This window comes from Candidatus Anaeroferrophillus wilburensis (assembly GCA_016934315.1).
In the GTDB taxonomy this organism is placed as follows: Bacteria; Desulfobacterota; Anaeroferrophillalia; order Anaeroferrophillales; family Anaeroferrophillaceae; genus Anaeroferrophillus; species Anaeroferrophillus wilburensis.
This window is the reverse complement of the sequence record JAFGSY010000029.1, coordinates 1-18,416: the sequence shown is the minus strand read 5'-3', so window position 1 is coordinate 18,416 and position 18,416 is coordinate 1. Positions and strand designations below refer to the sequence as shown.

The window sequence follows — 18,416 nt, the reverse complement described above, 5'->3', positions numbered from 1 at the left end:
GTTTTATGTTTTATTTTATGCGTTTACCAAAACTTGACTGGCTAGTTTAACGTACGTTGTAAAAAGAACTTTTGACTGTCAAGTTAAAAGTATTGTTTGCGAAAATGAATGTTCAACAGCATACCAACGAGAATCATGGAGGTCAAGAGGGAGGTGCCGCCATAGCTCATCAAAGGCAGGGGGATGCCGACCACCGGCATCAACCCCAGGACCATGCCGATATTGATGCAGAACTGCCAGAAAAAGGTTGCTGTGATGCCGATTGCCAGGTAGCTGCCGTAGGGATCCTTGGCTTCCTGGCTGATGACCAGTCCGCGCAGCAGAAAGAGCAGGTAGAGGGAGATGAGCAGGGCGGCACCGAGAAATCCCCACTGTTCGGCAAAGACGGAAAAAATAAAATCGGTATGCTGCTCCGGCAGAAAGTGGAGCAGGTTCTGGGTTCCCTTGAGAAATCCTTTGCCCCATAAACCGCCGGAGCCGACGGCGATTTTTGACTGGGCAATATGGTAGCCGGCACCCTGGGGATCGATATCCGGGTTGAGAAAGATCAGAATTCTCTGCCGCTGATAGTCATGGAGAAACTGCCAGCCGCAGGTGGCGGCTGCTATGCCGGCAAATACAAGAGTCATGATGGCTCTGCGGGTGATGCCGGCATAAAAGATAATTACCAATGAAATGAGCACGATCAGCAGGGCGGTGCCCAGGTCGGGCTGTTTGAGTACCAGGATGAAAGGCAGACCGACCATGCAGAACGGAATCAACAGTTCCTTCAGGTTGTAAGGCGGTGAGGTCCGGCGCTCGGCAAAAAAACGGGAAAGGCCAAGGACCACGGCCAACTTGGTGAGTTCGGATGGTTGAAAGGTAAAGCCGGCAATAGTCAGCCATCGTTGGGCTCCCATGGAGGTTTTGCCGATAATCAGGACCAGGACCAGGAGAATGATTGCCGTCCCATAGGCCACATAGGCTATTTTTTGATACATATGGTAATCAATGGCAAAACTTATCCCCATGCCTGCCAGGCCGATAAAAAACCATGCCAGTTGGCGGCGGTCAACAGGGCTCAACCAGCTGGCGGTTTCGGGGGCGTAGGTGGCGCTGTAAATGGTCAGCATGCCGATCATGAACAGCACAAGGGTGATAATCGGCGTGCTGAAATCAAGGCGGCTGACTTTTTTTCGGCCAAGTTGCATGACAGTCCTTAAAGGTCAGAATGCTGCAGATAGTGGATGATTGCCTGTTGGGCGATGGGGGCCGCGGTACTGCCGCCGTGGCCGCCATGCTCAACCAGAACCGAGATGACAATTTTGGGGTTCCGGTAGGGCGCAAAGGCAACAAACCAGGCGTGGTCACGATATTGCCAGGGAACTTCTCCCCCTTCCTCCACCTCTTCCAACGTCTGGGCAACCACCTGGGCTGTCCCTGTTTTGCCGGCCATTTCCAGCCCAGCTGCTGTAATCCTTTGGTTGTAGGCAGTTCCGTGTTTTTCGTTGACCACTTTCCATAAGGCTTCGCGGATCAGCTCAAAATGGTTTTGGGCGATGGGAAGCCGGTAGCTTTCCTGATCTGTAGAATGTTTGCCCTGTGTTTGTGGATTGCTGATTTCAGCCACCAGCCGAGGCTGGTAATAGGTGCCGCTATTGGCGAAGGGAACATAGGCGGCAGCCATCTGTAAAGGTGTTGTCAGTATGTACCCCTGGCCAATGGCCACCGAAAGGGTTTCCCCCCGGTACCATTGGTCATGAAAGTGTTCCAGTTTCCATGATGATGTGGGAATGAACCCGGCTTTTTCCTGGGGCAAGGAGATGCCGCTTTTCTTGCCGAGACCGAACAGCGAACAGTAATGGGCGATCCGGTCGATGGGCAGCTGGTTGCCGATCTGATAATAATATACATCACAGGATTCTTTCAATGACCGGCTTACATTGACCTCCCCATGGCCATATTTATTCCAGCAGCGGAAGGTGCTGCTGCCAAGCTGAAAAGAACCACCGCAAAAGAATCTTGTTTTTGGGGTGACTATGTTGTCCTCCAGGGCGGCGGCTGCGATGATTGGTTTGAATGTCGAGCCAGGAGGGTACTGCCCCTGGATGGCCCGGTTCTGGAGCGGCCGCAGAGGATTGTTGCTGATTGCCTCCCAGTCAGTTTGGCTGATCCGGGTGGCAAAGAGGTTGTTGGAAAATGAAGGACTGCTGACCATGGCCAGTATATCGCCGCTATGCGGGTCTATGGCCACCGCACTGCCGGGGCTGTCCTGCATCAGCTCATGGAGATACTGCTGAAGATCAATGTCGATGGTCAGGATAATATTGTTTCCCGCCTCAGTCGGCATAATAATGCGTGAGTTCAGTTCCCGGCCAATGGCATTGACTTCCACCTGTCTGGCGCCGTCAGTGCCGCGCAGCAGTTCCTCATACTGGGCTTCTATGCCGGACCGACCGACCAGGTCGTCGGCATAGTAGGAGGCATACGAAGGCTGACCTAACTCCTGTTCATTGATAAACCCCTGGTAGCCGATCAGATGGGCGCATGCTTCGCCGTAGGGATAGTGGCGAATAGGTTCCACTTCAATCAGAATCCCCGGCAGATCGATTTTATGGGCTTCCAGCAGAGCAAGCTCATCACGCGTCAGGTTGTTCTTGATCTTCAATGGCCGATACCTGAGGTAGGAGGGAATCGCATTGAACTCTTTGATGATTCTATCTTCATTCAAAGTGGCCAAGTGTTTGCCCAGTTCGGCAGCAACAGCTTTGATGTCAGCTATGTTTTCCGGGATAATGCTGAGGTTGAAGCCGGGGTGATTATCCGCCACAATGTTTTTATTCCGGTCGTAGATGATGCCTCGCAGAGCGCGAACCCGTCGTACCCTGATGCGATTGTTCTGCGAGAGCTGATTGTAGTGTTCTCCTTTGATAATCTGTAGATACCAGAGGCGAATCAGCAGGATGCAGCCGGCCAGGGCCAGGACCAGCAGAACGATTTTGCCATTTTTGGCAATTTGCTCCTGTTTGGCTTTTAAATCAATAACTGACATTGACAGGTGATTCCACTAGTGAAGAGTTTGAGCCCAAGGCCGTTTCAGCATTGCAGCCAGGAGTTGCCGGGCCAGGTAAGGGGCTGAATCAGGAGGTCGTTCAGGAAGACGCGGAAAATGTGCCGGACCCGGTGGCTGTTCTGGCCAGCATGCGCATGACATGGAGGAGAGGTATGGCAAAAATTCCTGTTGCTATGGCTGTCCTGATGCCGTTGCCAAGCTGGATTGGCTGCCCTGTCTGATTGTCAGTCAGCAGGTGCATCAGGAGAAACATGCTCAGATAGCCCAGGCTGGCAAGCAATGCCTGGAAGGAAAGGCGGTCAAAGTAGATTGACTGCCGCATGATGACCAGAGTGAAAAAAAGGACGAGAAAACCGATGGCATGAAAGCCGGAACTGGCGAGTGAAAAGGTATCAGCCAAAATTCCCAGGGCCACGGCAATCAGTGCGCCGCCGGCAACCGGGAAGGCCGCCGGTAGGGAAACAACCAGAACATAGGAAAGGTCGGGAGAGATGTTGCTGAAACCCAGACGGGGAAAAACCGATGACTGGAAAACACAGAAAAAAAGTCCGGCCAGCAGATAGATGAAGCCAAGAAGTGACAGCTTACTGGTCATTGACTCCACCCGGTTCCGGAGATGCGGTAATAATAATCTCTTCCAGCCCATTCAGATTGGCAAAAGGTTCAACGATAATTTCCTGGCTCAGCCCGCTTTCCTCCTTCTGAACCGAGACAACGGTGCCTACCGGCATCCCCTTGGGAAAAATCTTATCCATTCCCGAGGTAATCACCGTATCGCCTACCTGGACATCAGCTGAGCGCAGCAGGTAGTTGATTTTGCATAATGCCTGGTTGCCGCCCTGAAGGATGCCCCGCTCCCTGGTTCGCTGAATCATGACATCACAGGAGCTATGGTTGTCGGTAATCAGCATAACCTTGGCGGAGAAGGGAGAAACTGCGATCACCCGGCCGACAATACCCCGGTGGGTTAATGCCGGTGAGTGCTTCTTGATCCGGTCCCGGGAACCGCGGTCGACAAAAACCAGCTGCGAAAAATTACCGGCATCGCGGCCGATAATGTTGGCAATGGTGATGTGGGGCGGGAGCAGGTGGGTGTCCTGAAAGTCGAGCAGCTTGCGCAGCTGCTCATTCTGATGGTGTTCTTCCTGGCGGGCGATAAGCTGCCTTTCCAGGTTGGCAATCCGATTTTTCAGCGCCCGGTTTTCCTGCTTGACGTGAACCAGGGTGACATAGCCCTCGATAATGGAATTGCAGGTGTCAATGGCCAGATCGGCGCCCTTCTGAAAAGGGTAGGCAACCATCATGACCCCTTTTTCAAGGGTAGCGAGCAACTGGAACTGCCTGGTTTTCAGGCCCAGGAAAAAGGTGGTTACCAGAAAGATCACCAGGATGTAGAGCAGCAGTTGATGACGTCTGGTGAAAGCGGTCATTGACGTTACTATCCTTCAATGTTGATGGCTTTGTGGCAAAACACCATCTTTTCGTTAAACTGCAGCCTATGTCACTGGGTTATGCTTTTCCGTATACCTCATTTCGCCATTGCTGCCGTCGCAGGCGCCGGGTAAAACGGGTTCATTGATTAATCGTGCAGCGTTACCTCACGCAGCAAGTCCAACTCGTCAAGAACCTTGCCTGAGCCACGGACCACGCAGGTGAGGGGGTCGTCGATAACGGTGATCGGCAGGCCGGTTTCTTCGCGCACCAGGACATCAAGATTGCGCAGCATGGCACCGCCACCGGTAAGGACAATTCCTTTGTCGACAATGTCGGCAGCCAGCTCTGGGGGGGTTCGCTCCAGGGCAACCCGTACCGCTTCAAGGATAGCGTTCAGCGGTTCGGTCAGGGCTTCCCGGATTTCATCGGCGTTGACCTCAATGGTTTGCGGCACTCCGGCCACCAGGTCGCGACCCTTGATTTCCATGACTTCCAGCTCTTCCAGGGGAGAGGCGCTGCCAATGGTGATCTTGATGCTTTCCGCTGTCCGTTCACCAATCAGGAGGTTGTATTTCCGTTTGATATACTGGATAATCGCCTCGTCCATCTTGTCGCCGCCAACCCGCACCGATTTGGCATAGACAATCCCGGCCAGGGAAATGACCGCCACCTCGGTGGTGCCACCGCCGATATCAACAACCATATTTCCTGACGGTTCGGTGATCGGCAGACCAGCGCCAATACCGGCCGCCATCGGTTCTTCAATCAGGTAGACCTCGCGGGCCCCGGCAGATTCAGCTGATTCCTTGACGGCCCGCCGCTCAACCGGGGTTATGCCTGACGGTACACAGATAATGATGCGTGGTCTGACCAGGGTTTTGCGGTTATGGACTTTGGTGATAAAGTGGCGGAGCATTGCTTCAGTAACTTCAAAATCAGCAATAACACCTTCCTTCATCGGTCGGATGGCAACAATGTGGCCCGGTGTCCGTCCCACCATCTGCTTGGCCTCGCTGCCCACAGCCAGCACTTTTTTGTTGCCGCCGCCATAATTCTGCACAGCGACAACTGAAGGTTCATCAATGACAATGCCTTTGCCCTTAACATAGACCAGGGTGTTGGCGGTTCCCAGGTCAATGGCAAGATCATTGGAAAACATCCCTAGCAAGTAGTCTAATATCATCAGTTTTAGTCAACCATCATTCCGGGGTTGGTGATATGGAAAAAATTTCTATCGCAAGAAACCACATCATTATAGATAAATATTCGGATAGCCATAGCAAAACCTAAGTAATTATTCAAGAAAAATAGCTAGATTTAATTTTTCTGAAAAACTTAGGGGGATGATCCGCGGCCAGCGGCCGTCTTTGACAATTGCTGCGATGAATGCTATTGGACAACACAGGAGAAAAAGTATTGTTGGATGACCTGCATGTCTATACCGTTTCCCAGCTGAATCGTGATATCCAGTTGATTTTAGAGGATAATTTCTCTTCCTTGTGGGTGGAGGGGGAGATCTCCAACTTTCGGGTGCCCCGTTCAGGACATTTTTATTTTACCCTGAAGGATGAATCCTCCCAGATCAGGGCGGTCATGTTCCGCCGGCAGAATAGCAGCCTTGCTTTCTCTCCGACTGAAGGAGATCATGTGCTCTGCCTGGGGCGGATAAGCGTCTATGGACCCAGGGGAGAATATCAGATTATGGTGGAAAGCCTGGATCTGAAGGGGATAGGCGGTCTCCTCCGGGCTTTTGAGCAGCTGAAGGCCAAGCTGGAGGCCGAGGGGCTTTTTGCGCCGCAGCATAAGAAGCCCATTCCCCTACTGCCCCGCCAGGTGGCAGTTATTACCTCGGCAACCGGTGCGGCGGTGCGGGACATCCTCCAGGTGGTTCATCGCCGCTTTGCCAACCTGTCGGTAACGATTCTACCGGTGACCGTACAAGGGAGTGCTGCCGCCGCTGAAATTGTCCAGGCAATCAGACGCTGCAATGAAAAGTTTGCCGGTCAGGTGGATGCCATTATTCTGGCCCGGGGCGGCGGCTCATGGGAGGACCTCTCACCGTTCAACGAAGAGGCGGTGGCCCGGGCAATTTTTGCTTCGCAGATCCCCCTGATCAGTGCGGTTGGCCATGAAACGGATTATACCATTGCCGATTTTGTTGCCGATCTACGGGCACCAACCCCCTCGGCAGCGGCGGAACTGGTGATTGCCAGCCGGGCCCGGGTCGTCGAAAGGCTCGAATCTCTGGATCGACGTCTGCTGCAGCTGTTCAGCCGTCAACTGGACGGTTATCGGCACCTTCTGCAGCTGTCGGCGGCCAGGTTGTCCCGGCCTGATGTGCTGTTCCAGCAGTCTCGTCAGCAATTGGATGAGTTGTCCTACCGTTTTACCGCGTCGATGACCAGTCGTATAAATCTGCTGCGCCGGCGCCTCGAACACGCCAGAAGTTCCCTGGCGTTGTCATCGCCTGGCATTGCCCTCGATCGGAACCGGCGACAGCTCGATCTTCTTGCAAGTCGCCTGTCGGGGGTGCAGCGGCAGGAGCAGCAGCGGTGTCGGCATGCCGTCGGTCTGCTGGCCGGCAAACTGGAAGCCTGCAACCCTCTAGCCGTTCTGCAACGGGGGTATGCGGTGGTTGAAACTGTTCCGGCAGGGCTGATTGTCACCGATGCCGCCATGGTGGCGCCCGGTGACCGGCTGCAGACAACCTTTGCCCGGGGAAAAGTGCATTGCGACGTCCGTGAGGTTTTTCCAGATGAAGAATAGCTGCGGGAAGATGAGCAGCCCCCGGTGGTCGGCTGCCCGGCTGGGGTGTTTCTTGGCTGTTCTGCTGGTTTGGGCGGCAATCCTGTCCCTGTTCCCTGCAGCCTGGGTGGTTGCCGGGGAAGATGTTTTGCCAACGGTGGTTGTTCAGCAGGATGGATTGGAGGTTTTTCTGGCACCGGCTGCCCCGCTCCAGGGCCAGGCCCTGGTGGTGGTTATCCGCTGCGCCGATGATGACTTTGTGCCGCAGGAAGTGTGTTTGTTTGATGCAACATTCAAGGTTATGGGTGCCGGCCGGGAGTATAAGGCTGTCTGTGCCGTTCCCCTGCAGGCACCGACCGGCAGGCAGCATCTGACTATCCGCTCCGAGGGTAGGGCCAGCAATATTCCTTTGATGGTCAGAGCGGGGGCGTACGGTGAAGAACGTTTGACTCTGCCGACGGAGATGGTGAGCCCGAAAAAACCCCAGCACCTGGCACAGATCAAACAGGACAGAGAGCTGCTGCGGGCGGCCTACAGTTCATCGGTGCCGCTGCTCCGGTTTGCTGAGCCGTTTAAGCCGCCGCTGGAAAGTTCCATTATTACCCCGTTCGGCCGCCGGCGGATTCTCAATGGGATAGCGAAAAGTCCCCACGGCGGTATTGATCTGCGGGGCCAGAAGGGAACGCCGGTGCCGGCCGCGGCCGCCGGTCGGGTGGCACTGGCCGGCCGGCTTTATTACAGCGGCAATGCGGTGATCATTGACCATGGTCTGGATATTTTCTCCCTTTATCTGCACCTGGATACCATGGCCGTGCAGGCCGGTGATCTGGTTCAGCAGGGGGAAATTATCGGCTGTCTCGGCAGCACCGGCCGGGTGACAGGTCCCCATCTCCATTGGGGGATTAAAGTGAACGGCATTGTTGTTGATCCATTGGAATTCATTGAAAAAAGTCGACTGCTGCTGCAGCCGTCCTGGGAGGGCTAGATGGCCAAAACGAGTTTTGAAGCTTCACTGAAAAAACTGGAAGATATCGTCGCCAGGCTGGAAGCCGGGGATATCCCCCTGGACCAATCCCTGAAGCTTTTCGAACAGGGGATCAGCCTGGTGCGCCAGTGCAGCAGCCGGCTTGATGAGGTGGAAAAGAAGGTTCAGATTCTGGTCAGTGACGAACAGGGTGAGAGATTGGAAGATTTTTCATGAGTATGATTGCCTCCTACCTCAGCCGGCAGGCCGGTTTGTTTGAAAACTACCTGAAAGAGCAGTGCTCTTTGGCAGGGACGGCGGCGGATAACGCCGCAATCCTCAAAGAAGCGATGACCTACAGTCTGCTGGCCGGTGGCAAACGGCTGCGGCCGGTGCTGACCATGGGGGCCTGCGAGCTGTTTAGCCGCGAGGTGGAAAAAGTATTCCCGCTGGCAGTGGCGGTTGAAATGATCCACACGTACTCCTTGATTCATGACGACCTGCCGGCGATGGATGACGACAACTTCCGGCGTGGGCGGCCCACCAATCACAAGGTATATGGGGAAGGGATTGCTATTCTGGCCGGTGATGCTTTGCTTACCGATGCTTTCGGCCTGGTGGCGGCCATGGACAGTATTGATGAACGGGTTCGCTGCGAACTGGTGTTCAGGCTGTCCCGGGCGGCCGGTTCTGAAGGCATGGTGGCCGGCCAGGCCATAGATCTGGCTTGCGAAGGCCGCCAGGATGTTTCTGCCGAGCTGCTGTTTGACCTCCACCGCCGGAAAACCGGGGAGTTGATTACCTTTTCGGTGGTTGCCGGCGGCCTGGTGGGGGGGGCTGGTCAAGAAGATTTGTCCAGGCTGGAAAACTACGGCAAGGCAATCGGTCTGGCATTTCAGATCGCCGATGATATCCTTGACGAAACTGCCACCAGTGAGCAGATGGGCAAGGATGCCGGCTCCGATCGGCAGAAGCAGAAACTGACCTCGGTCAGTCTGCTGGGCCTTGATGAATCCCGCCGCCTGCTGGCCGAACTGGTGGCTGAAGCGGTGGTGTCGCTGAACCCCTATGGCGACCGGTCCCGCCGCCTGCAGCAGATTGCCCATTACATCGCCGACCGAAACAATTAGTTTGGGGACGTTGTTGAGTTGTTGAGTTATGGGATGGATTGTAAAAATCTATCGCCCCAACAGGACGATAAGTCAACAAATCAACAACGTTCCCTTTGGTTCTCTTGGTTTTGGATTGTGCCTATGGAAAGAAAAGAGTCAGGCAATGTTTTTCATGTGATCGGCGGCGGCCGTTTCGGCCGGCAGGCGATCAGGCGGCTGCTTTCCCTGCCAGGGGCGCGGCTTGTGGTTGTTGAGCGGGATGAATCGGCAGCCGCCCGGCTGGCGGCGGATTTTCCCCAGCTTGGGGATTTCCTGGTGGTGGGTGACGGGATTGCCCATATTGTCAGCCTCCTGGGGCAGAGCAGCTGTGCTGCGGAGTGGATTATCCCCACCCTGCCGGTGCATCTGGCGGCCACGGTGTTGGAAAGGTTTACCGGCTGCCGGCGGCTGGACTGGGAGGAACCGCCTCCCCTGCCCAACAGTTTTTGCGGCAATAATGGCGAATTGTACAGCAGCCTGGCGGACTTTCGCTGCCCGGAGGATTGTCCCCAGCCTGAGGATCATTGTTTTACCACCGGTGAACCCCGGGAAAAATCGCTGGTGGAGCTGCTGGCGGGAATCGCCTATCATGGCTATCCATCCCTGGTGCTGCAAAGCCGGCAGCTGGCTCCCGGAGTCGGCGGCTTTACCTTTACCGACCTTTCTACGGTGGCCGAAAAAACGGCTGCTCTTGGTCCCGGCCCGGTGGTCTTCAGCACTGCCTGTCTGTGCCACGGGGTCAGCAATATTCTGGCTTTGCCGGCGAGGGTGCAGGACTGCCATGGTGCTTGACGCCAAGTTTCAAGAGTCTTCCAATGTTCGCCGTCTCAGCCGGCGGCAGAAGGCCGTTCTGGTCGTCAGTGAGTTGACCCGCTGCTATCCCCGGGTCGAGTGCGGCCTCCAGTACCGCAACCCCTTTGAACTGCTGATTGCCACCATGCTGTCAGCCCAGTGTACCGATGTCCAGGTCAACAAGGTGACCCCGGCATTGTTTGACCGCTATCCCAATGCCGCATCCTTTGCCGGGGCGGACCTTGAATCAATTGAGGCGGCCATCCGGTCCACCGGTTTTTTCCGCAACAAGGCTCGCAATATCAAGGCCTGCTGCCAGCAGCTGGTGGAGCTGCACGGCGGCCAGGTTCCGGCGACCATGGAAGAGTTGGTGAAACTGCCCGGCGTCGGCCGGAAAACGGCCAACGTTGTGCTGGGCGAGGTATTTGAACCGGTGGGCGTGGTGGTGGATACCCATGTAAAGCGGCTGGCCGGCAGAATCGGTCTGGCAAAGGCTGCGGATCCGGTAAAAATTGAACAGGAACTGATGTGCATAATCCCCCGGCAGCACTGGGCGATGATCGCCCATCTGCTCATTTCCCATGGCCGCCAGGTATGTTTTGCCCGCCGGCCCCGGTGTGCCGAATGCGTCCTCCGCCAGCTGTGTACCTATGGCCGGCAGCAGTCTGCGGGGCGATGATGAGGGGGTTTTCCCGCCACCGCCTAGCAATGGCCGGCCTGGCAATCCTGGTATTGCTGGTTGTCGTTGCTTTGCTGGCTCCCTGGTTGTCTCCTTTTGACCCCTGGCAAATTGATCTTCCCGGTGAACTTGAGGGGCCCAGTCGTCTTCACTGGCTGGGCCAGGATCAGCTGGGCCGTGACCTGGTCAGCCGGATGATCCATGGTGCCCGGGTGTCACTGCTGGTGGGGATTTCGGTGGTCAGCGTATCGTTGATCTTTGGCACCCTGATCGGCGCCTATGCGGCCTATAAAGGCGGCCTTGCTGACGCGGTGCTGCTGCGGATTATGGATGTGATGCTGGCCTTCCCCGGCATTCTGCTGGCCATTGCGCTGATCAGCATCATGGGCCCGTCGTTGAAAACGGTTATGGTTGCCCTGTCGGTGATGGGCTGGGTTGGTTATGCCCGCCTGGCCCGGGGGCAGGTGTTGGCCGAGAAAGAACAGGAATATATCCTGGCGGCCCGGTCCTGCGGTGCCGGCAGCCTGCGGATCATTGTTTTTCACCTGCTGCCCAACCTGGCGGCACCGTTGATTGTCGAGGCGACCTTTGGCGTCGCCGGCGTCATCCTGGCTGAATCATCGCTGAGTTTTCTCGGTCTTGGTCCGCAGGATGTGCCAACCTGGGGTGGTACCCTCCATGAGGGGGTGCGCTATCTGCTGTTTGCCCCCCATCTGTCGCTCTTTCCCGGGCTGGCGATCATGCTCACGGTGCTGGCCTTCAATTTTATCGGTGATGGGCTGCGGGACAGCCTGGATGTGCGAAAACAGTAGTCATGGAAATTATTGATATTCCCAGTCCCAATTGTGATGACCGGCCGCCTGGTGCGGAGATCAGCCTGGTGGTCATCCATGCCATCAGCCTGCCGCCGGGAGAGTTCGGCAGCGGCCGGGTGGTTGATTTTTTCTGCAACCGGCTGCCGGTCGATGAACATCCATTTTTTGCCGACATTGCCGATCTCAAAGTATCAGCCCATTATTTCATCGATCGCCAGGGGAGTGTTGTCCGTTTTGTGGCCGAAGAAAAGCGGGCCTGGCATGCGGGCATCAGCAGTTTCAACGGCCGTGAGAACTGCAACGATTTTTCCCTTGGCATTGAACTGGAGGGGGATGATGATCGGCCCTTCACCGAGGCGCAGTACCAATGCCTCAATCGGCTGCTTGCTGATATCCGCCGCCGCCACCGGTTGGTGACCGGAAACCGGATCGTCGGCCATGGGGATATTGCCCCGGGGCGTAAAACCGACCCCGGCCCTTTTTTCCTCTGGGAAAAGGTGTCGGTGAGATGAGCATCACGCAGCTGGTGATGATGGGGATTGAGGGTACTTCGCTGACGCCGGCGGAAAGGGAGGTTTTGTCCAGTGCGCCGCCGGGGGGGATCATCCTTTTTTCCCGCAACTGTCCGACTGTCGAAGCTTGCAAATTGTTGGTAGGCGAAATCCAGGAGCTTGCTGCCCGGCATGGCGCGGCGCCGCTGCTGATCGCCATCGACCAGGAATGCGGTCCGGTCTGCCGATTGCGCGAGGGCTTCCCCGAGTTTCCCGGCGCCGCGCTGCTGGGGGAAAAGAATGAGCTTGCTGATACCGCTTCGACGGCCTGGAAGATCGGCGGCTGCCTGAAAGATCTGGGGGTCAATCTCAATCTGGCTCCGGTTGCCGACCTGGCCTGCAGTGGGAGTGCCGTGCTGGCGGGACGCTGCTTTGCCGCCGATCCTGGGCAGGTTGCCGCCCAGGTTGCGGCCTATATCCGGGGGCTGCAGGGGAGCGGCATTGCCGCCTGTGCCAAGCATTTCCCCGGCCATGGTTCCGTTCCCGGGGACAGCCACACCCTGCTGCCCACCTCGGATCTGAGTCTGGAATCACTGCAGGCAAGCCATCTGCAGCCTTTTTTTGCTGCCATTGAAGCGAACGTCAAGGTGATCATGACGGCCCACCTGCAGTTTACGGCTATTGATCCCCGTTGGCCCGTGACCTTTTCCCGCTTTTTTCTCAACGATCTTTTGCGTCGGCGTCTCGGTTTTTCCGGAGTGATTCTTTCGGACGATCTGGATATGGCGGCCGTTGCCGGTGATGATCTGGCCGCGACGATGGTCCAGGGCCTGTCTGCCGGCCTGGATCTGGTGTTGTGGGGCAGGAACATGAAAAAAGGTGACGACCCAAGGCGGGTCTTTGCCCGGCTGACAGCGTCGGCCGCGGCCATGGATGAAGAGCAGCAGAAACAACTGGCAGAAGCGCGGGCGCGGGTTGCGGCCCTGAGGTCCTGGGTGCCGCAGCGGGAGTGTTGATGAGCAGATGGTAGTCCTTGGAGTCGAGAAATTTATCACCACGCCGCCGTCCTGGATCACCGGGAAAAAGATGGCCTTCCTGACTCACCAGGCGGCCTGCGGCGGCAGCGGCAGCAGTTCACTTGCCTTGGTCATGACCCGTTTTCCCGGCCAGGTGCAGGCGGTGTGGAGTCCCCAACACGGCTTTTATGGGGTAGAGCAGGCGAACATGATCCCTTCGGGGGATTTTCATGATCCGGTGACCAAAATTCCGGTTTTCAGTCTGTATGGCGACCAACGGCAGCCGACGGCTGAGATGTTTGCGGATATTGATCTGGTGTTGGTTGATCTGGTTGACGTGGGCTGCCGGGTATATACCTATATCTGGACTCTGGTGCTGGTGATGGAGGCGGCAGCGGCCGCCGGGGTGCCGGTGCTGGTTCTGGATCGTCCCAATCCCCTTGGCGGCGACCTGGTTGAAGGCAATCTGCTGCGGCCTGACTACACCTCATTTGTCGGTCTCTACCCGCTGCCCATGCGCCACGGCATGACCCTGGGGGAGCTGGCCCGGTATGTCAATGACGTTCACCAGCTTGGCTGCAGGCTGGAAGTGGTGTCCATGAGCGGCTGGCGGCGGGCGCAGTATGGTGATGAAACGGGCTTATTGTGGGTGCCGCCGTCACCCAATATGCCCACTCAGGCAACGGCTTTGGTCTATCCCGGCCAGGTGCTGCTGGAGGGCACCAATCTTTCCGAAGGGCGGGGCACCACCACCCCCTTTAAAATCTGGGGGGCGCCGTTTGTGGAACCGGAGCGGCTGCTGGCTGCCGTTGATCGCCGGGTGCTGGGCGGTGTTTGCCTGCGGCCGACATTTTTCGTGCCGACCTTTGACAAATGGCAGGGGCAGGTGTGCGGAGGATTGTATCTCCATGTGCTTGATCGGCGGTCTTTCGAACCCTACCTGTTGACTCTGGAGCTTCTGCGGGTGCTGCTGGAACTCTACGGGGACCACTTCTCCTGGCTGCCGCCGCCATACGAATATGAATATGAGAAGCTCCCCATTGACATCCTCATTGGTGATCCCGAAATTCGCCGGTTGTTGGAAGCGGGTGAGGATGTCCTGACGATAAAGGCTTTGTGGGAAGAGGAACTGGCTGCGTTTTGCCGCCGGCGGCAGGAGTTTCTCCTGTATTGATTCTTGTTGAACGCATGTCTCTTTTTGGATCGGAAATGTGATGAATAGTGAAAAATGCATGTCGTTGGCAGCGGCAATCAGCCGTTTTGTCACGCCGGGAGCCCACCTGTCCCTGGGGGGCTTCACCCTGAACCGCAACCCCATGGCGGCGGTCTACGAGATTATCCGCCAGCGGATCGGCAATCTTCATGTGTACGCCCATTCCAACGGCCAGGGAGTCGATGAACTGATCGGCGCCGGCTGCGTTAAGGCGGTGGAGATCGCCTACGGCGGCACCGGCCGGTTTGCCCCCACCTGCATCCGCTTCCGCAAGGCCATTGAAGAGGGCCGGATTCTTTTTGAGGACTATTCCAACTACCAGATGACCCTGCGCTTCATGGCCGGGGCCATGGGGGTGCCCTTTCTACCCACCACTTCTTCGCTGGGGACCGATATTATCTATAAATGGGGGCTCTCTCCTGAGGTGCGTCAGCAGGATTCCCGGTTGCCCCTGGACAAGCTGGTGGTGCTGGACAATCCTTTCAAACGCCAACCGGAGGAGCCGGAAAAAGTGGTGCTGGTGCCGGCCATCAATCCCGATGTCACCATCATTCATGTCCAGCAGGCCAGCCCCCGGGGCACTGTTCGGATGGCCGGTTTGACCTTTGCCGATGTGGAGCAGGCGAAAGCGGCCCGTCATCTTATCGTTACCTGTGAAGAACTGGTGGAGGAAGATGAGCTGCGCCGGCAGCCGGGGCAGAACCAGATCCCGTTCTTCTACGCCGATGCGGTGGTGGCCCAGCCTTTCGGCGCTTATCCTACCGCCTGTTATGGCTATTATGATTATGACCCTGAATATCTGCAGCAGTACGGTCAGGATGCCAGGGATGATGGGCGTTATGCTGCGTATCTGGAAAAAAATATTTACGCGGTTCGGGATCATCAGCAGTTCTGCGAGCTGATTGGCAGTGAGCGGTTTGCCAGAATCAAAGCGGCCAGTCCCCAGGGGTATGCCGTTGGCCTGGAGCGGGGTTGAGCTATGGACTATACTTATCGTGAAATGATGGCCATCGCTGCTGCCCGGGAGATCCGCGACAACGAGATTGTCTTCTGCGGGACCGGCATCTCCATGCTGGCGGCGATGGCGGCCAAGCACATCAGTGCGCCCAACAGTGTGATCTTCTTTGAAACCGGGGCGATCGATTCCCTTCTTGAGGAGATTCCCATGGCTGTGGCTGACCCGCGGGTCATGTACGGCACCAGCTTCAACGGCGGACTTGCCGATGCCTTTGCCACCATGCAGAATCGTTTTACCGGCCCCCAGGTGGTGGGCATCCTGGGGGCGGCCCAGATTGATCCCTACGGCAACCTCAATTCCACCGCCATTGGCGACTACCACCAGCCCAAGGTCCGCTTTTCGGGCAGCGGCGGCGCCTGCGATGTGGCATCCTTTGTCGGCCGAACGATTATTTTCATGCAGCAGGTCAAAGGGCGTTTTGTCAAGAAACTTGATTATTTTACCAGTCCCGGCTACCTGGAGGGCGGCAGAAGCCGCGAATTGGCCGGCTTGCGGCCCGGCGGCCCGGCGGCGGTCATTACCGACAAGGGCATTTTCCGTTTTGATGAAGAAACCAAGCGAATGTATCTGGCCGGTTTTTATCAGGGGGTGAAAATTGATGATATAATGGCGACCATGGATTTTGCCGTAGAGAGTGATCGTGCCCTTTCCGTACCGGCGGCATCGGCGACGGAGCTGTGCGTCTTGCGTGAGATTTGCGACCCCCAGGGGCTCATCCGCTGAGCAGCAGGAGCTTCTGTCTGCCGGTGGTTCAGCATAGAGTTGTAAGAATCGAACTTGACAACCTGCGGTAAATACCGTAGAAAATCCGCTTATTAGAATTATGCCCCCATAGCTCAGGTGGATAGAGCGACGGATTCCTAATCCGCAGGCCGCGTGTTCGAGTCGCGCTGGGGGCACCAATTAAATCAAGGGGTTATGGCTATATTGCTGTAACTCCTTTTTTTGTGTGAGAGTCCATGTGAGACTGGCTCAAGCTTGACTAAAAGCAGTGATGAGCAGTGGGTCTATCATTAACCGCCTGAGTTTCGGGGTCATATGGCTCTGGATCAGGCGGTTTTTACAGCTATTTTATTTATCAACTTTCATACCTTTTGGAATCTGATACCAAGAACCCTTCTTTCTCACCATCCTTTGCAAAATCAAACTGTCCGTGTCGCTTGGCTCGAAATCTAATTCTCTTGGTTTTAATGCAGGTGCCTCCTTCATCATGTCATATCGTCTATCGAAATTGAGTTGTCAATTTTGGTCTTTGTAGCATCTACAAGTTTCCTGTTACGCTAGTTTGAGAAATGATGATCCCAGATTTTTGAAATGAAAAAATCACCATCTGTAGGATAGTAAAAAGTTGGTGCCCAGTGGATTTTTTGCGTAAACGCGGTTATGCTGAATAGTGTCTATAAATTGGAGGGGAGAGGTGGAGATCAAATGATTTTACCGGATGAGGGAGGGTTAGGAGATGAAAGTTAAAAGATTCAGTATTATTTTTGTGGTCGGCTTGATTATGTCCATGTTTTTTCACCTACCTTCGTCTTGGTCCTTATCGTCTATGTGCGAAGAATGCCACCTCAAACTTAATCCGGGTATCGTTAAAGATTTTAACCGGGGCAAAATGGCTAAGAAAATGACCTGCGAATCATGTCACGGCAAAGAGCATATGAGCGCTGCTGATGCCGATAAGGCCAAACTGCCAACCATCAGTACCTGTAAAAAGTGTCATAGCAAGCAAGCCGGACAGTATCTGAGCGGCAAACATGCCCTGGGACTCTTGCCGATTACGGCTTTTCCTGACTTTGCCCATCAGCAGCCTCAGGCCTTTATCGATGGACAGAAAGGCTGTAACGGTTGCCACAACCTTGGAATTACCGACAGTCAAGTGCGCACCAATAACGAGGCCCGTAAATATTATCGATACGGCATGGATTGCCAAAACTGCCATACCCGCCATGCCTTCTTGGTTGAGGAAGCCCGGCAGCCGGAAGCCTGCAACAGCTGTCACACAGGCTTCGATCATGCCCAATGGGAAATGTGGTCGCACTCAAAGCATGGCGCCACCTACAATACCGATCGTGTGGCTCATCGGGGACCGACCTGTCAGGACTGTCATATGGTCAACGGCGACCACCGTGTCATGTCGGCCTGGGGATTTCTGGCCCTGCGGCTGCCGGAAGCGGATAAGGAGTGGATGGGCTACCGGATGACCATTCTCCAAGCCCTCGGTGTTCTTGACAAGGATGGCAACCCCACCCCGAGACTTGAGGTTGTCAAGGCCGCCAATATGGCCCGGCTTGACGAAGAGAGTTTTGCCAAGGAGCGGGCCGCCATGCAGGCAATCTGTGAACAGTGTCATTCGGCCACCTTTGCCCGGGAAAACCTGAAAAATGCCGATCTCATGATCAAGGCAGCCGACAAAATCTTTGCCGAAGCCATCAATGTCGTTGCCGATCTTTATAAAGACGGGATTATCAAGAAAGAGACCAACCAGGCGACTTTCCCATATCCCGATCTCTTGACTTTTTATGAAGTAAGAACGGCAATCGAAGAGAAACTCTACGAGATGTTCATGGATTTCCGCATGAAGACTTACCAGGCCGCTTTCCACGGCATGCCTGATTACACAACCTGGTACGGGTACGCCAAAATGAAGGAAACACTGGTAGAAATGAAAGAGATGGCGGCCCAGATGCGTCTCAACGTGAAGTAAATAGTCTGAGTTGCAACGATATTAGACTGTGCAGCCAAACTAAAAAGCCCTGAATTCGCAAGAATGAGGGGCTTTTTGGTTTCTTACTAGGAGGAAGTGGAGCGCCTTCTACTTTGCTTAGCCTTTTGTTTGAATGGGAATAATTCACCCAAGGTGTTGCGGTTTGACACTACCTATCTCCTGTAACAATAAAATTTGTGGCCATTGACTTAAATCAAAGAAATGGAGGTTTGAGTTTGTTAAAAGTACTAAAAGTCTTGACAGTCAAAAGTTCTTTTTACAACGTACGTTAAACTAGCCAGTCAAGTTTTGGTAAACGCATAAAATAAAACATAAAACTAC

18 protein-coding genes and 1 tRNA gene are annotated in these 18,416 nt (G+C 55.3%); 14 read left to right on the top strand and 5 right to left on the bottom strand.

Annotated features, from left to right (window positions below; genetic code table 11):
* Positions 1-83: 83 nt before the first annotated feature.
* The 5 genes from rodA to JXO50_07505 form a co-directional block, all read right to left on the bottom strand.
* Entirely contained in the window at positions 84-1,190 is a 1,107-nt protein-coding gene (rodA, locus tag JXO50_07525) for a rod shape-determining protein RodA (protein ID MBN2332939.1), read from the bottom strand.
* 8 nt (positions 1,191-1,198) lie between these two features.
* Entirely contained in the window at positions 1,199-3,031 is a 1,833-nt protein-coding gene (gene mrdA, locus JXO50_07520) for a penicillin-binding protein 2 (protein ID MBN2332938.1), read from the bottom strand.
* A 100-nt stretch (positions 3,032-3,131) separates the two neighbouring features.
* On the bottom strand, positions 3,132-3,647 hold the full coding sequence (gene mreD / locus JXO50_07515; protein MBN2332937.1) for a rod shape-determining protein MreD: 516 nt from the start codon (positions 3,645-3,647) through the stop codon (positions 3,132-3,134).
* Entirely contained in the window at positions 3,637-4,482 is an 846-nt protein-coding gene (gene mreC, locus JXO50_07510; GenBank protein ID MBN2332936.1) for a rod shape-determining protein MreC, read from the bottom strand. Before mreC ends, mreD begins: the two co-directional genes overlap by 11 nt.
* 149 nt (positions 4,483-4,631) lie before the next feature.
* On the bottom strand, positions 4,632-5,645 hold the full coding sequence (locus JXO50_07505) for a rod shape-determining protein (protein MBN2332935.1): 1,014 nt from the start codon (positions 5,643-5,645) through the stop codon (positions 4,632-4,634).
* Between the two features lie 227 nt (positions 5,646-5,872).
* On the opposite strand from JXO50_07505, the gene JXO50_07500 reads away from it, so the two are divergent.
* From JXO50_07500 to JXO50_07435, 14 genes are all read left to right on the top strand, one after another.
* On the top strand, positions 5,873-7,252 hold the full coding sequence (locus JXO50_07500) for an exodeoxyribonuclease VII large subunit (GenBank protein ID MBN2332934.1): 1,380 nt from the start codon (positions 5,873-5,875) through the stop codon (positions 7,250-7,252).
* Entirely contained in the window at positions 7,242-8,216 is a 975-nt protein-coding gene (locus JXO50_07495) for a M23 family metallopeptidase (protein ID MBN2332933.1), read from the top strand. Before JXO50_07500 ends, JXO50_07495 begins: the two co-directional genes overlap by 11 nt.
* The gene (gene xseB / locus JXO50_07490) at positions 8,217-8,432 is read left to right on the top strand and encodes an exodeoxyribonuclease VII small subunit (protein MBN2332932.1); all 216 of its coding nucleotides are present in this window, start codon (positions 8,217-8,219) and stop codon (positions 8,430-8,432) included.
* 2 nt (positions 8,433-8,434) lie between these two features.
* Entirely contained in the window at positions 8,435-9,325 is an 891-nt protein-coding gene (locus tag JXO50_07485) for a polyprenyl synthetase family protein (protein MBN2332931.1), read from the top strand.
* 123 nt (positions 9,326-9,448) lie between these two features.
* Positions 9,449-10,138, top strand: coding sequence for an NAD-binding protein (locus JXO50_07480; protein MBN2332930.1), 690 nt, complete (start codon positions 9,449-9,451; stop codon positions 10,136-10,138).
* Positions 10,128-10,817, top strand: coding sequence for an endonuclease III (gene nth / locus JXO50_07475; GenBank protein ID MBN2332929.1), 690 nt, complete (start codon positions 10,128-10,130; stop codon positions 10,815-10,817). Before JXO50_07480 ends, nth begins: the two co-directional genes overlap by 11 nt.
* Complete coding sequence (locus JXO50_07470; protein MBN2332928.1) at positions 10,814-11,629, top strand: ABC transporter permease; 816 nt, start codon at positions 10,814-10,816, stop codon at positions 11,627-11,629. The genes nth and JXO50_07470 overlap by 4 nt, the downstream gene beginning before the upstream one ends.
* A 2-nt stretch (positions 11,630-11,631) precedes the next feature.
* On the top strand, positions 11,632-12,144 hold the full coding sequence (ampD, locus tag JXO50_07465; protein MBN2332927.1) for a 1,6-anhydro-N-acetylmuramyl-L-alanine amidase AmpD: 513 nt from the start codon (positions 11,632-11,634) through the stop codon (positions 12,142-12,144).
* Positions 12,141-13,139 carry a beta-N-acetylhexosaminidase gene (gene nagZ, locus JXO50_07460; GenBank protein ID MBN2332926.1) on the top strand — a complete coding sequence of 333 codons (999 nt, stop codon included), beginning with the start codon at positions 12,141-12,143 and terminating at the stop codon, positions 13,137-13,139. The genes ampD and nagZ overlap by 4 nt, the downstream gene beginning before the upstream one ends.
* A gap of 7 nt (positions 13,140-13,146) precedes the next feature.
* Positions 13,147-14,313 (top strand): DUF1343 domain-containing protein, encoded by a 1,167-nt coding sequence (locus tag JXO50_07455; GenBank protein ID MBN2332925.1) that lies wholly within the window; start codon positions 13,147-13,149, stop codon positions 14,311-14,313.
* A 40-nt stretch (positions 14,314-14,353) separates the two neighbouring features.
* Complete coding sequence (locus JXO50_07450; GenBank protein MBN2332924.1) at positions 14,354-15,328, top strand: CoA transferase subunit A; 975 nt, start codon at positions 14,354-14,356, stop codon at positions 15,326-15,328.
* A 3-nt stretch (positions 15,329-15,331) separates the two neighbouring features.
* Positions 15,332-16,093: a ketoacid-CoA transferase gene (locus JXO50_07445; GenBank protein MBN2332923.1), complete on the top strand. Its 762-nt coding sequence runs from the start codon at positions 15,332-15,334 to the stop codon at positions 16,091-16,093.
* A 102-nt stretch (positions 16,094-16,195) separates the two neighbouring features.
* Positions 16,196-16,272 (top strand) — tRNA-Arg (locus tag JXO50_07440).
* A gap of 557 nt (positions 16,273-16,829) precedes the next feature.
* A complete protein-coding gene (locus JXO50_07435) occupies positions 16,830-18,074 on the top strand; it encodes a cytochrome c3 family protein (protein ID MBN2332922.1) in 1,245 nt (414 codons plus the stop codon).
* Positions 18,075-18,416: the final 342 nt, after the last annotated feature.